Annotated in this window: 12 protein-coding genes and 1 tRNA gene; 7 read left to right on the forward strand and 6 right to left on the reverse strand. The window is 40.7% G+C overall.

The window, feature by feature from the left end:
• Positions 1 to 58: 58 nt before the first annotated feature.
• Positions 59 to 490, forward strand: a complete 432-nt coding sequence (locus tag ABID99_RS04335; RefSeq protein ID WP_373612982.1) for a hypothetical protein — start codon at positions 59 to 61, stop codon at positions 488 to 490.
• Between the two features lie 5 nt (positions 491 to 495).
• Positions 496 to 1,752, forward strand: coding sequence for a DUF5103 domain-containing protein (locus ABID99_RS04340; protein WP_373612983.1), 1,257 nt, complete (start codon positions 496 to 498; stop codon positions 1,750 to 1,752).
• 321 nt (positions 1,753 to 2,073) lie between these two features.
• On the opposite strand, the gene ABID99_RS04345 is transcribed toward ABID99_RS04340, so the two are convergent.
• From ABID99_RS04345 to pfkA, 4 genes are all read right to left on the reverse strand, one after another.
• Positions 2,074 to 3,216: a hypothetical protein gene (locus tag ABID99_RS04345; RefSeq protein WP_373612984.1), complete on the reverse strand. Its 1,143-nt coding sequence runs from the start codon at positions 3,214 to 3,216 to the stop codon at positions 2,074 to 2,076.
• A 641-nt stretch (positions 3,217 to 3,857) separates the two neighbouring features.
• Positions 3,858 to 4,853, reverse strand: coding sequence for a type I glyceraldehyde-3-phosphate dehydrogenase (gene gap, locus ABID99_RS04350; RefSeq protein WP_373612985.1), 996 nt, complete (start codon positions 4,851 to 4,853; stop codon positions 3,858 to 3,860).
• A 6-nt stretch (positions 4,854 to 4,859) separates the two neighbouring features.
• Positions 4,860 to 5,708 (reverse strand): hypothetical protein, encoded by an 849-nt coding sequence (locus tag ABID99_RS04355; protein WP_188833902.1) that lies wholly within the window; start codon positions 5,706 to 5,708, stop codon positions 4,860 to 4,862.
• A 7-nt stretch (positions 5,709 to 5,715) separates the two neighbouring features.
• Positions 5,716 to 6,702 carry a 6-phosphofructokinase gene (gene pfkA, locus ABID99_RS04360; protein WP_090527738.1) on the reverse strand — a complete coding sequence of 329 codons (987 nt, stop codon included), beginning with the start codon at positions 6,700 to 6,702 and terminating at the stop codon, positions 5,716 to 5,718.
• Positions 6,703 to 6,831: 129 nt separating this feature from the next.
• Between pfkA and ABID99_RS04365 the strand changes: the two genes are divergently transcribed.
• Positions 6,832 to 7,524 (forward strand): NUDIX domain-containing protein, encoded by a 693-nt coding sequence (locus ABID99_RS04365; RefSeq protein ID WP_371328320.1) that lies wholly within the window; start codon positions 6,832 to 6,834, stop codon positions 7,522 to 7,524.
• A gap of 342 nt (positions 7,525 to 7,866) precedes the next feature.
• Here the strand turns inward: ABID99_RS04365 and ABID99_RS04370 are convergent, their stop codons facing one another.
• Both ABID99_RS04370 and ABID99_RS04375 read right to left on the reverse strand, forming a co-directional pair.
• Positions 7,867 to 8,727, reverse strand: a complete 861-nt coding sequence (locus ABID99_RS04370) for an N-acetylglucosamine kinase (RefSeq protein WP_176628580.1) — start codon at positions 8,725 to 8,727, stop codon at positions 7,867 to 7,869.
• A gap of 329 nt (positions 8,728 to 9,056) precedes the next feature.
• Positions 9,057 to 9,986 carry a Nif3-like dinuclear metal center hexameric protein gene (locus ABID99_RS04375; RefSeq protein WP_373612986.1) on the reverse strand — a complete coding sequence of 310 codons (930 nt, stop codon included), beginning with the start codon at positions 9,984 to 9,986 and terminating at the stop codon, positions 9,057 to 9,059.
• Positions 9,987 to 10,094: 108 nt separating this feature from the next.
• Here ABID99_RS04375 and ABID99_RS04380 point away from each other — a divergent pair, with 108 nt between their 5' ends.
• The 4 genes from ABID99_RS04380 to ABID99_RS04395 all read left to right on the forward strand — a co-directional run bounded on the left by ABID99_RS04380 (position 10,095) and on the right by ABID99_RS04395 (position 13,517).
• On the forward strand, positions 10,095 to 11,276 hold the full coding sequence (locus ABID99_RS04380; RefSeq protein WP_188833901.1) for a glycosyltransferase family 87 protein: 1,182 nt from the start codon (positions 10,095 to 10,097) through the stop codon (positions 11,274 to 11,276).
• Between the two features lie 270 nt (positions 11,277 to 11,546).
• On the forward strand, positions 11,547 to 12,515 hold the full coding sequence (locus ABID99_RS04385; RefSeq protein WP_373612987.1) for a glycosyltransferase family 2 protein: 969 nt from the start codon (positions 11,547 to 11,549) through the stop codon (positions 12,513 to 12,515).
• Complete coding sequence (locus ABID99_RS04390) at positions 12,496 to 13,302, forward strand: polysaccharide deacetylase family protein (RefSeq protein WP_373612988.1); 807 nt, start codon at positions 12,496 to 12,498, stop codon at positions 13,300 to 13,302. Before ABID99_RS04385 ends, ABID99_RS04390 begins: the two co-directional genes overlap by 20 nt.
• 141 nt (positions 13,303 to 13,443) lie before the next feature.
• Positions 13,444 to 13,517 (forward strand) — tRNA-Arg (locus tag ABID99_RS04395).
• Positions 13,518 to 13,712 lie beyond the last annotated feature (195 nt).

The following is a 13,712-nucleotide window of genomic DNA, read 5'->3' on the forward strand; positions in this document are numbered from 1 at the left end:
TGATGAACACGAAAGTCGCTATTGCGTTGTAATAGCGACTATAAACCTAAATTAATAAATGACCAATCAATACCGTAGCCTTGTCATTGCTATAATAATATCCAGTTGCCTTATTATAGTTGGGGCAGGTCACGGCGCGGTACCAATGATGTTGATTGAAATCATGGCCCCGATAGCAAAAGGGCTTAAGTTTTCATTACAACTATCCAATAATAATGAAGACACCCTTGCGGCATCAGCGTTGTTCTTTTTTATCGGACAACTTTTGTTGTTTTTCGGTACACACAGAATGCATGTAATTACACGGCTTATTGGTGTTATATTTATGTGGATAGGTTTATTTTACCAGACACATAATATGTCCAACGATGGTGGTGCTAAGTTTACATTTGCTACAGGCGCCCCATTCTTATTTTTATCAATTGCATTGTTTAGTTTTGATGTCAGGCAGAATTGGCTGCAGGATAAAACAGATATTGAAGAGGAATGAAATTGATGAGATTTTTTTTGAGTATTGCGCTCCTTATCTTATTTGCTCAACAAAGCTTTGCACAACAATCCCCCTACAACAACAACGTTTACTCGCCGGCTATAAAAAGCGTGGAGTTTTATAACACTGCCAAGCAGGGCTCTTTCCCGGTTATTAATTTGGGGACCGATGAAAAGGTGCTGCTAACTTTCGATGATCTGCGCGGGGGCAGCCGTAATTACTATTATACCATTGAGCATTGCGATGCTAATTGGAACTCGTCAAACCTTTCATCTGCCGAGTACCTGCAAAGCTTTACCGACGACCGGCTGTACAATTACAGCTATTCAACCGGCACCATGCAAAAATATACCCATTACGAAATTTCGTTGCCCAACAATAACATCGCCCCCAAAATATCGGGCAACTATGTGCTGAAGGTTTATGAAGATGGCGATCAAAACAAAATGGTGCTTACCCGTCGCTTGTACGTGCTGGGCAAACGCGTTTCGATAGCTGCCGATCTGGTAGCTTCGGCCAATAATGCTACCCGGCAAACTAATCAAAAAATCAATTTTACGGTTGATTATTCCGGGCTTGTTGTGCAGAACCCTGCTTATGCCCTGCGTACTTTTATTATGCAAAACGCCCGTACCGAAACAGCGGTGCTTAACGGGCAGCCAACTTATATTCGTGGTTCGCAGTTAATTTATAATGATGTAAGCATTAATGATTTTCCGGGCCGTAACGAGTTCAGGCTGTTTGATATGCGTACGCTCAAGCTTAATTCGCAAAGGGTAGCTAAAATTTACAAAGATTCAACCAACGTGGTAGTGCTGCTTGGCGACCCCGTGCGCGATCAGCCCAACTACATTTTTCAGTACGATAACGACGGTAAGTTTTATATCCTGAATAACGACGGCACCACACCGGCTACCGATGCCGATTACGCGCACGTATACTTCACCCTATCAACCAATAAAGACCCTAAAGACGGAGCACCATACGTAGTAGGCCAGTTTAACAATTACCGCCTTGATGATAGCAATAAGCTGCACCCGCTTGACAATGGCAGGTACACCGTAAATATGCTGTTAAAACAAGGCGTGTACGATTACGAATACGTTTGGGTAGATGCCAAAACAGGCCAGGCCGATGATATCCCTTTTGAGGGCAGCCACTTTGAAACCGAAAACGAATACCAGATGCTGACCTACTACCGCCCGCCCGCTGCCCGATGGGATGAGCTGGTTGGTTTTAGGGAGTTGGTGACAAAAAGATAATGGCCTCACCTAAATCCTCTACGAAGGAGAAGACTTTAAAAACAAACTTAACAGCGTTTGCGAATTAAAAGCTTCCGCTTAGGAGAAGGCTGTCTCATCCTAAAAAAAGTTTACAGTTTGACTGCTAAATCCTGTCATACGTTTACAATAAAAAAGTCACGAGTACGCCACGCTTTTCCCTACGCTGCATACTCGCGCAAGTTGGAATGTATCGTCCTAAAATAGGTTTACAGATTAAAAAGTCACGAGTACGCCACGCTTTTCCCTGCGCTGCATACCCGCACCAGTTGGGAGACTCTCCTTGCTTCAAAAGCTATAATGTTAAAATGGTAGGAAGTCGTCGGTAAAAGTGAAATTCCCAGAATATTTAAAATTATCTTTCAACCAATCGGCTGTTCTGATTTTCAATCTTTCGTTACGATTAAGGTGTTCGTTTTCGGAGTCAATATCAGATACATTTATATTAAGCCCATTTTCATCTGTTTCTAAAACCAAAAATGTAAAATCCTTACTAATCCCGGTTTCTTGTCGATAGGAGAATTTTACTAAGTCCAAATACTGAGACTTAGTTTTATTAATAATAAATGATTTCTTTTTATAATCCTTAAAAACGTTATCAAAAAAGTCTTTATTAACCGTTCGATAAAAATTAATATTCCATTTATGTAGGGTATCGTATTCTTCAATAACAGACTTCAAAATATCGAATTTGACAAAATCAATTTTGGAATGCTGTTCTTGACTACTAATTAAAAAGCGGTTTAAATAATTTATTCTGTTTATTTCTGATACAGTTACTTTATCATTTTCATAATGGAGTTCATGAAAATCAAGATCAGCGACTGATAATAAATTTATATTATAAATATATTTTTGATTCTTCTTCCTTCCATCCTTTAACGAGGAAATTTCATAAGCTTGGGCTTTAATCAACGAGGCAATGCTTGAATAGATATTGGAATCATTACTGGGTGCATTATTAGATTTTCTTATTTCCTGATAAGCAAACACTACTCTATTATAATTATACATCTTATTGATAAGACTATTGGAGTCATACTTCTTTATAAACTTTTCTTTTGACCAGTCGATATCGCTTACTTGATAATTAAATACATCAATATTTGACGAAAAATTTACTGGCAACATATTTATATTAATGTCCATTCCAGGGGCTTTCCGTGTGAGAAATACCCAATCAAACTCCGAATTTTTTTTACAGCTTATTATTAACGCTGTAAATAGCTTAACATCGTCTTCGAGTAAAACGGTCTTGTATGCGATCATGTCCATTTCCCTTTGTAGTTCGGTGACATCATCTAAATAATATCGATTATGAATAACAGACCAGTGTTCTTTTTCAAGCATTGAGGCTACTTTATGCTCTAAAACATATCCTGTTTTTTCAATTGCTTTCTCGATTGAAATTTTTTCATTGTCTTCTTTTTTATCTGGCTTACCCATTGTTAGAATTTAATTATTAGAAGGTATAGGCAATATGGTTTATAGTAAGGTAAATTAATCAATTATCTTAAATATTCAACCCAAAACTGCATACTCGTACCCACCGTCCGCTACCTGTCCCTAAGCATAGTGACACAAGTATACGGACGGACGGAAAGCCTTTGGTATTTATCGTGGTTGTGCGCAGGCCGCGTTAGGGATTGCAGTGTAAAGCCCACAGCGCGGGTTAGGATTGCGGGAGGGAAAGGCGAGGACTTGCAACGAAAAGCCTGGGCCGCAGGCAACGCCATTGTTATGATTTGGGTTTCGGATGTTTGATTTCGGATTTTTTAATTTGCAATCCATATTGCGGTACCATGTGGTTAAGCTGGAAGCTTAACCTGTGCGCCCCACGGGTTACGCTATCGCTAAACCCGCGGTAGTAAATAAATTGTCTGAACCTGGATTTATTCGATTCACGGATTACCGGAGTTCCACAAACAGGACAAGAAAATCCAGGTATCAAAAAAACTGTAAATCCCGCCCAAGACAAGAAAAATCCTGCCTATCCGAAAGATCCCCCCAAATCCCGGTTCAGACAAACAAAAAAACGCCCTCCGGTTATCCGAAGGGCGTTTTATATGATCTAAAAAAATCAGCGATTATAATTTGCCAATTTCCTGAACAAGGTCAATCAGTTTGTTTGAGTAACCCCACTCGTTATCGTACCATGAAACAACTTTTACGAAGTTATCATTCAGACCGATACCTGCTTTAGCGTCGAAAATTGAAGTACGCACATCGCCTTTAAAGTCTTCAGATACAACTTCATCTTCAGTGTAACCAAGGATACCTTTTAATTCGCCTTCAGAAGCTTCTTTCATAGCAGCTTTGATGGTTTCGTATGAAGCACCGTTTTTCAAACGTACAGTTAAGTCAACTACAGATACGTCGGCAACCGGTACGCGGAATGACATACCTGTTAATTTACCTTTTAACTGAGGTAAAACTAAACCTACTGCTTTAGCTGCACCTGTTGATGAAGGGATGATGTTTTGGTAAGCACCACGACCACCTCTCCAATCTTTTGCAGATGGGCCGTCAACTGTTTTTTGAGTTGCAGTAACAGCGTGTACAGTAGTCATCAAACCTTCTTCGATACCAAATTTATCGTCCAATACTTTAGCGATAGGGGCTAAACAGTTGGTAGTACATGAAGCGTTTGAAACGATGTTTTGATCGGCTTTTAACGCTTTGTGGTTAACACCCATTACAAATGTAGGGGTATCATCTTTTGCAGGGGCGCTCATTACTACTTTTTTAGCACCGGCGTCGATGTGTTTTTGAGCAGTTTCCTGAGTTAAGAACAAACCGGTTGATTCGATTATCACCTCAGCACCTACTTCACCCCATTTAAGGTTGGCAGGGTCTTTTTCGGCAGTAACGCGGATGGTTTTACCGTTAACAACCAAATGACCGCCTTCAACAGCAATAGTACCATTGAACTGACCATGGGTTGAATCGTATTTTAACATGTAAGCCATGTAATCTGGCTCAACAAGGTCATTAATACCAACAACTTCAATGTCTGGTCTTTCAATTGCAGCCCTGAATGCCAGGCGGCCAATACGGCCGAAACCGTTAATTCCTATTTTCATGATTTTTTAATTTTTACTTGAATAGTAGGTTAATAAATTATTTATGGGTTCTTTAATTATGTTAGTGATTTGCAGATCAGCTTCGGCGGCAGCTTCATACAAGTGTTCCTGAAAATTAAAAGCAACAGAGCCTGCAAAGTGAACAGACGTACCCGGGTGTTGCTGATATAAAGGTAACAAATATGTGGAAATTAGCTTGCTAAATCCTTTTTTTATGACGTTTTGCAGATGATGATCGTTTTTATTATCGAGATAAAAATCGGTGAAGGAACTTAAAAATAAAGCAGGTTGCTTTTGACGATAAACCTTTTCGAGCAGATTTTTACGGTCTGCATCGTATTTGTGTATAAACTTTTTACGGATAGATAGAGGCAGGGTATCGTTCATGAATTCCTTGATGAGCTGCCTGCCTAACCAGTTGCCCGATCCTTCATCGGCCAGGATATAACCCAAGCCATAATTGTTTGGCCAAACTCTTTTTCCATCATACCAGGCGGCGTTGCTGCCGCTGCCGCAAATGCTCACAATGCCGGGTTCGTTTTTACAGCAGGCTATAGCCGCCCCGGCAATATCATGCTCAACAGAAACTTTTCCAAACTTGAAAAAGGTTGAAAAAGCACTATGTACTATCTTCTTCCGCTCATCTGACGAGGCGCCCGCACCAAAAAAGTAGATGCGTCTGATCACTTCGGCGTGGTGTATAAGATTGATGTTTTTATTGAGCAGTTGAAGGATGTGCTTCTCGTCGTTAAAATAGGGATTTATGCCATTGGTTTTAAAGGAAGCAACAGTTCTTCCCTTATCAGTAAGCCTCCAATGTGCAAAGTACGATCCGCTATAAACAACTGCAATCATTAATAATCTATATCGATAATATATCCATCATTTGTAAAAGGTCTTCTTCAAGCTTAAACTCGTGCTGGTTAAGTGCTGCTTCCAGGTCTGTCATCATGATCTGATTGGCCTGCAAACCTACCATTTTTTGTGATTCGCCGGCAACCAAAGCGTTAACTGCTGCAAAGCCAAGCCTGCTGCCCAAAATACGGTCAAAGCTTGACGGCGCACCGCCCCGTTGCAAGTGGCCTAAGATAGTAACTTTTATGTCGTAATTTTTAACTTCTTGTTGTACAGCCTTTGCCACGTCATAAACACCGCCGTTTTTATCACCTTCGGCAACAATTACAATGCTTGATGATTTTTTGTTCATGTGGCCCTCTTTAAGGTTTACGATCAAATCATCAATAGCAGTAGCGCGTTCAGGAAGTAAAATAGCTTCGGCACCGCATGATATACCTGCACGCAAGGCAATAGCGCCCGAGTCGCGGCCCATAACCTCTATAAAGAAAAGGCGGTCATGCGCATCGGCAGTATCGCGGATTTTGTCGATAGCCTGGATAACCGTATTGGTAGCGGTATCAAAACCAAGGGTATAGGTTGAACCGCAAAGGTCATTATCAATTGTACCCGGTACGCCCATTACTGCAATGTCGGGATACTTACGTGAAAAACGCAGGGCACCGGTAAAAGTACCATCACCGCCAATAACCACAAGGGCATCGATACCACGGGCTTTGGCGTTTTGGTATGCTATCTCCATGCCCTCGTCAGTTTTGAAAGGCAGGCAACGCGCGGTTTTTAAAATGGTGCCGCCCAAATTAAGGATGTTACTTACCGAGCGTTTATCCATTTCATACATGTCGTTTTCGATAAGGCCTTTATAACCCTGCCTTATACCTACAACTTCCAGCCCGTTATACAGTGCGGTCCTCACAACGGCACGTATACAAGGGTTCATTCCGGGGGCATCACCGCCTGAAGTTAAAACCCCTATTTTTGAAATTTTACGCATCTTTCGCTCCTTAATTTTACGCTACGAAGATACTGTGTGTAAATTACACCATTAAATTTTATTTATTTTTTTTTGGATTAGGAATTAAGGCTATATCTTTAAACTTATTAACTAAATCTCACTAATAGTTTGGAACTAATGTTACCCAAGTTTGATTCCGTATTCTCGATTGACTGCGTGATATTCGGCTTTGAAGCCGGCGAGCTTAAAATTTTGCTTATTGAGCGAAACGAGGAGCCATATAAAGACTGGCTTGCACTGCCCGGCTATATTGTTGAGCAAGACGAGAGTATTGATGATGCGGCTGAGCGGATCCTGTATGAGCTTACAGGTTTACGTGATTTGCACATGCAGCAGTTTCATACTTTTGGCGAAGTGAACCGCCACCCCCAGGGCCGTGTAATTACGGTTGCTTACTATGCATTGATCCGCATAAACGGGCAAAAGGAATTACGACCGGTTACACAATATGCCAAAAAAGCATTCTGGCATCCGGTAAGCGAATTGCCTAAACTGGCGTTTGACCATAGTGAGATCTTTAAAACAGGGTTCAATAAGATAAAGCGCCGGCTACACTATCAGCCGATAGCGTTTGAGCTATTGCCCGAAAAATTTACGCTTACCCAATTGCAGTCGCTTTATGAGGCTGTTTTGGATAAGAAGCTTGATAAACGCAATTTTCGCAAAAAGATGCTCAGCTATGGCTTTTTGAAGGAGCTTGATGAAAAGCAGAAGGGGGTATCATACCGCGCCGCTAAACTGTACAAGTTTGATAAACGTAAGTACGGCAAGATTTTTCAGGGAGAGATGAATTTGGTGTAGCTTTTAGAGAGTCAGGAAGTCAGGACAGAGTCAGGAAGTCAAGAATCAAGAGCCAAGAAAGAAATAGAATTATAAGACAGAAGGGTTGGGAGATTTTCCAGCCCTTTTGTTTTTAGTGATCGTTTCACCCCGTCATTGCGAGGCGCGAAGCAATGACGGGGTGGAGGGGGCAGGTATCCACTATCTGTAGAAAGTGTAGTGACACAGGTATACAGACGGCAGAATCATCCCATTCATTTGTTGAAGAACACGTAAAAAGCAAAAGGACCGGAAAATCTTCCAGTCCTTTTTAGCTTAAAATCTTGACGTCTTAGGTCTTGATTCTTGATGTCTTGCTTCTAACTATAAAGAAGAAGGTGCTAATTCCAAATGGTATTTCACCAGGTTATCTATAGGTGAGCGGATGATGTTGCCAACAACCATACCGTTTTCAGTAACCACTTCTTCCAGCACGTTACGGAAGTTATAACCTACCGAACCGATGCAGTTGAAAGTGTATTTTTGGTAATCAGGGTAGTGGGTTACCAGATTGCGAAAGAAATCTTCGAACGAGGTACGTACCAGGTTGCGTGAATATTCGATGTGTACGTTGTTATCGTAAACAAATTTGCTGAAGCTTGCGCAAAAACGGTTAGCACGCGGCTGGGTATAAACCTGCTCATTGATATCATCAGGAGTAAGTTTGTAAGTTTCCCAGAAAAGGGCACGTACAGGCTCAGGCATATAACCGCGCAGGTAATCTGTTAACAGCTTTTTGCCGATGTAGCAACCGCTGCCTTCGTCACCAAGAATATAGGCGCCCGAATCAATATTGTGTACAACTTCTTTACCATCATAAATGCAGGTATTGGTTCCGGTACCTAATATGGCGGCAAAGCCTTCGGTGTTACCAAGCAAAGCACGGGCAGCAGCAAGCAAGTCATGGCCAATATTAACTTTAGCGCCGGTGAAAACTACTTTCATAGCTTCCTCAACAATTTTACGCATTTCGGGGGTTGAACAGCCGGCACCATAGTAATTTACCTCTGTGATCAGGTTTTTTTCAAGATCGGTTGGCAGGCTTTCGTTCAGTGACTGTATAATATACTCTGTACTTGAAAAGTAGGGGTTATAACCCTCGGTATTGAAGTAAACTTTTTTTCCCTCTTCGGTAACCAGGCACCAATTTGTTTTGGTTGAGCCACCGTCAGCAATTATGATCATAAATTTTTGTTTTTTTAAAAATCGGTTAAAAGTAGGATTTACTTATTGTAAAAAAAACACTTAGTATTTTAAAAATTGAAAATTGCGATTTTTACTTAAATTATAGCTACTTTTTTGTATAAATTAAACTTTAAATGGTGCTTTTATACCATTGTTATCAATAATTAATCAGGTCAACTATACCTTTTTTTAAATGTAAAGTTTACAGATAAGCGGTGCGCCCTACAATTTAAAAACAGAGTAATTTACAATTGTACGCAATGTTACATTATTAAGCAAAATATTGGCTTTAATTAATGCTAAAACGTGTATTTTGTATCACAAACGGGTTACATAAACGCAAGTGAATTACCCGGGTGAATGTGTGTGGCTTTAATGCCGGGTACGTTTTGCTTCAGCCATCCTATCATAAACTCCGAACCCGGTTCTTCGCTGGCAATATGCCCTAATACAATTAATGAAAGTTTATCGCCTTTGGCTTGGGCATCCCTCACATATTCGGCAGTTTCCCATTCTGAAATTTCACCGCAAATCAGTACATCTGGTTTTTTGGTGCTCATTTCGGTGATCTGTCTTTTACCGCCGGCCGCTCCAGGTAACAGCAGCACCTTTTGGCAGCTTTGTGATGGATTGCCAATGTAGCGTACCTTCTCAATTTTTAGCTTCTTTTTAAATGTTTCGATAAGCGAACTTAAGGAGGTAGACGGAATGTTTAACAGGTTCCCTGTTTCAGGTTTGTAATAGCTTATCCAATCAAGCTGCTTTAACAAACCAATGCCAACGCCATCGGGTTTAAGGCTATGTATGGTATCATGGTTGCGCCAAACCGCAATGTTGTGCTTGTCGAGCAATTGTTTTTTATACTGAAATACGTCATCATTAGCCAGCCAGGTGGTTTCATCGGCATGGTTATAAAAAGTTGGCTCGTGTGCTATGATAAAATTAGCGCCTAAGCTGATTGCTTTTTCAATAATGGCAATGGTTGCAAACATAGTGGTAACTATTCCGGTAACAACAATATCGCGATTGCCTGATTTTAAGGTATCAACCGTATTAGGGAAGGGAGCGCCTGGCACCTGTTTCATAAACAGATCGATGATTTGCCCTACGGTGATGTTTTCATCGGGCTTAACAAGGGTTATGGCATCAGCAGCAAATGGAGCCGACAACAATGCTGCAGTACCGGCTAAGGCACCTAACTGACCAATAAATTTACGGCGATCGGGGTTATGGTTAATGGGGGAGGGGTTTGGTTTCATGGTAATGATTGGATTTGATCAAAGATAACACAGGCAAGTTAATTCCTGTGCTTGTAATAATTGTGTGACATATTTATATCTTCGCATAAATTTAACGACCCCTAATCCGTGCAAAAACTTGCTAAGCTTATCACCAACAAACCTTTTGTATATTCTTTATGGTTTGGCCTAAGTTTATTTTTGGTAATTAAAGGTGTTTTAGCCCACCAGGGCTTTAACAATTACACCATATTTAAATATAACTTTTTAAATACCATTCATCAGCATAACCTGTACGCTTACCAGCCCGAGCATTATTATGACCTGAACCACTATGGACCGGTATTTTCAATAATCATGGCGCCATTTTCTATCCTGCCAGATAGTATCGGGGTTATTTTATGGGTGATGTTTAATGCGTTTATCCTGTTTAAGGCTATTCAATTATTGCCGCTAAAAAAAGATCAGTATGTTATTGTGCTTTTGTTGTGCGCCCATGAGCTGATGACGGCATCGGCCAATGTGCAGAGCAACCCCATGATAGCGGCGCTGATCATATTGGGGTTTAATTTTATCAAACGCGAACAGGATTTTTGGGCTGCATTAATGATTGCCCTTGGTGCGTTCATCAAGCTGTACGGTATAGTTGGACTGGCTTTCTTTTTCTTTTCAACCAACAAACCAAGGTTTGTGCTCAGCTTTATATTTTGGTCGGTAGTGTTGTTTGTGTTGCCGATGGCTATTTCGTCACCTTCGTTTATCATCCAAACTTATCACGACTGGTATACCGACCTTATGATCAAAAATTCAGGTAATCAACATTCGTTAATGCAGGAGATTTGCGTTACCGGTTTTATCCGAAGGATATCTCATTATGAGGACCTCAAAAATATGTATGTAATAGGACCGGCGCTAGTGCTGTTCACACTTTCATACCTGCGCATAGGCGCTTATAAAATTTTGGAATATCAGCGGCTCATCCTATCGTCGGTGCTGATCTTTGCGGTGATATTCAGCAGTTCGGCCGAATCATCAACTTATATCATTGCTTTTGTCGGGGTAGCCGTTTGGTTTATGAATTTAAACCGCCCGGTAACCGGCTTCGAGATTTTCCTGTTGGTTTTGGCGCTGTTGATAACAAGTCTTTCGCCTTCAGATCTTTTTCCCTCCTTTATCCGTACCCAATATATTGTTCCTTATAAACTAAAATCGATACCCTGCTTTTTGATCTGGCTTAAAATAATTTACGAAACGCTCACCAGGGATTTTGCGGGCGAAAAGAAAAGTGTATTGAATACGGCCGCAGTTTAGAGGATTACTGATATGAAAACAATTCTGCAGGGGCTAATTTTTGATGTAAACCCCGGAAAACTTGCAGATTAATAAATAATTTTTATGTTTGTAACATAAAAGTTACATTTGAGGAATTTGACACCTTTATTTAAATCTGATTACGGCAGTTACATTTTGTAACAAATTAGCGTAAGGTTATTTAAGTAAAAAAGCGGTGCCTAAAAGGTATTCAAATATAAGCTTTAATTACTATACCACCTATTACAATTAAAAATCCATAGTATAACTATGACTTACCTTGCCGATAAGAAGATCTCTATTGTTATACCCTCTCATAACGAAGAAAAAAACATTAGTTATTTAATTGAGCAACTTCGTGAAACACTTTCGCCCACGGGATATGCCTATGAGCTGATCTTTGTTGACGACGGAAGCCGCGATAATACCCTGAATGAGTTAAAGATCAATGCCGAGCTGCATTCCAATGTATTTTATGTAGAACTTTCGCGCAACTTTGGTAAAGATTATGCTCTTAAGGCCGGTATTGCAATGGCGCAGGGCGATGCCGTGATAACAATGGATGCTGATTTGCAGCACCCGCCACAACTGATCCTGAAGATGTTAAACCTTTGGGAAAGTGGCTATGATATTGTTTACACCTATCGCGAAGGCGAAAACCCTCATGGCAAAGGTTATCAGAAAGTTACTTCAAAATTGTTTTACAAAGGCCTTAACATGCTTTCGGATATCAAGATGGAAAATGGTACCGCCGATTTCAGGTTGATTGATGAAAAAGTAGTAAAACAGCTTAAACTGATTGACGAATACGAGATCTTTTTCAGGGGAATAATTAAATGGGCGGGATATAAACAGGTTGGCATTCCTTATGTGCCATCAAAACGACATACAGGTGAGGCAAGCTATTCTTTTTCAAAACTGGTTAAGCTTGCTGTAGGCAGCATAGTAGCTTTCAGCGCAAGGCCGCTTTATATTGTATCGTTAATTGGTTTGTTCTTTTCGTCGCTGGCTATTTTGTATATACCATACGTGTTGGTAAGTTATTTTTTGGGTTACGCGGTTTCGGGCTGGGCATCAATTATTGCTACCATAGCCTTTTTTGGCGGCCTTCAGTTGCTTGTGATGAGCGTTATAGGGGTATATGTGGGGAAAATTTTTATGCAGTCAAAACATCGCCCGCATTATATTATCCGGTCATCAAATGTTGTTATTGTAGATAATGATTTTATTAGGGTTTGATGTTGAAGAGTTTGATATGCCGTTTGAGTACGGCAAATCAATACCATTTGATGAGCAGCTTGAAATTTCAACAAGGGGTACCAATGCTATACTCAAATTACTGGGGCAGAAAAATATAAAGGTTACTTTTTTTTGCACTGCAAATTATGCCATCAATAGGCCGGATGTCATCAAACAGATGGTGACCGAAGGACATGAAGTAGCCTCGCACGGGTATTATCACTCTGATTTTAAGGTTGAGCATTTAAGGCAGTCGAAGCTGGCTTTGGAGAATATTTCCGGGACTGAAGTAACAGGTTTTCGGATGGCCCGGATGATGCCGGTGGATGAGATTGAGATTGCGAAAGCCGGTTACGGGTATAACTCATCCATAAATCCGACATGGCTGCCAGGAAGGTATAATAATTTTAATAAACCACGTACCTGGTTTTATGACCATGATGTGCTGCAGATTCCGGCTTCGGTTTCGCCGTTGGTACGCTTTCCGCTGTTTTGGCTAAGCTTTCATAATTTGCCGCTATCTTTATTAAAACGTATGGCTTCGGCAACGCATAAAAAAGACGGTTATCTGAACTTGTATTTCCACCCCTGGGAATTTACCGACCTGCACGATAAAGAAAAGTTCGGTTTCCCGGGCTATGTTTCCAGAAACTCGGGCGAAGCTTTTGCACGAAGGGTAGCTGATTTTATCGATTGGGCAATGGACAAGGGTTACACCTTTGGACGGACGGACGGATTTTGTGAAACAATTAAAAACAAAAATAAACAAGAGCCCGTATTACATTAACAAGCTGTTAAGCAGCTTATAGCAAATCAATTACCAAATTGATTGTTATTTTCAGCATAATTTTGCATATTTGCACCGCAAAAAAATATACAGTATACCATGGGTTCGAAACCATGCTTATATTTGTAGTTTAGGTGCGATGGTCCTATAGCTCAGCTGGATAGAGCAACAGATTTCTAATCTGTAGGTCTTTGGTTCGAATCCAAATGGGATCACTCACAAGAAAAGCCGTTTCAGTTACCAGGAAACGGCTTTTTTTGTACATGAGGCCACTTTTGAGGGCCTGCCATATCTTGAATCGACAGTCGTCGTGTCAGCTTGCCCCGGAACATAGTGGTCAAGTTCAACAGAATCTCCACCCACCAACGAGTATTGTATCAACTTTGTAGCCCCTGTAAAAGTCATTACTA

Origin of the sequence: Mucilaginibacter sp. OAE612 (assembly GCF_041806395.1) — a bacterium.
GTDB classification, from domain to species: Bacteria; Bacteroidota; Bacteroidia; order Sphingobacteriales; family Sphingobacteriaceae; genus Mucilaginibacter; species Mucilaginibacter rubeus.

Excerpts from the sequence above, each read along its gene's own strand:
- ABID99_RS04335 (WP_373612982.1), top strand. The coding sequence starts at position 59 with ATGACCAATCAATACCGTAGCCTTGTCATTGCTATAATAATATCCAGT.
- ABID99_RS04340 (WP_373612983.1), top strand. The coding sequence starts at position 496 with ATGAGATTTTTTTTGAGTATTGCGCTCCTTATCTTATTTGCTCAACAA.
- ABID99_RS04345 (WP_373612984.1), bottom strand. The coding sequence starts at position 3,216 with ATGGGTAAGCCAGATAAAAAAGAAGACAATGAAAAAATTTCAATCGAG.
- gap (WP_373612985.1), bottom strand. The coding sequence starts at position 4,853 with ATGAAAATAGGAATTAACGGTTTCGGCCGTATTGGCCGCCTGGCATTC.
- ABID99_RS04355 (WP_188833902.1), bottom strand. The coding sequence starts at position 5,708 with ATGATTGCAGTTGTTTATAGCGGATCGTACTTTGCACATTGGAGGCTT.
- pfkA (WP_090527738.1), bottom strand. The coding sequence starts at position 6,702 with ATGCGTAAAATTTCAAAAATAGGGGTTTTAACTTCAGGCGGTGATGCC.
- ABID99_RS04370 (WP_176628580.1), bottom strand. The coding sequence starts at position 8,727 with ATGATCATAATTGCTGACGGTGGCTCAACCAAAACAAATTGGTGCCTG.
- ABID99_RS04375 (WP_373612986.1), bottom strand. The coding sequence starts at position 9,986 with ATGAAACCAAACCCCTCCCCCATTAACCATAACCCCGATCGCCGTAAA.
- ABID99_RS04385 (WP_373612987.1), top strand. The coding sequence starts at position 11,547 with ATGACTTACCTTGCCGATAAGAAGATCTCTATTGTTATACCCTCTCAT.
- ABID99_RS04390 (WP_373612988.1), top strand. The coding sequence starts at position 12,496 with ATGATTTTATTAGGGTTTGATGTTGAAGAGTTTGATATGCCGTTTGAG.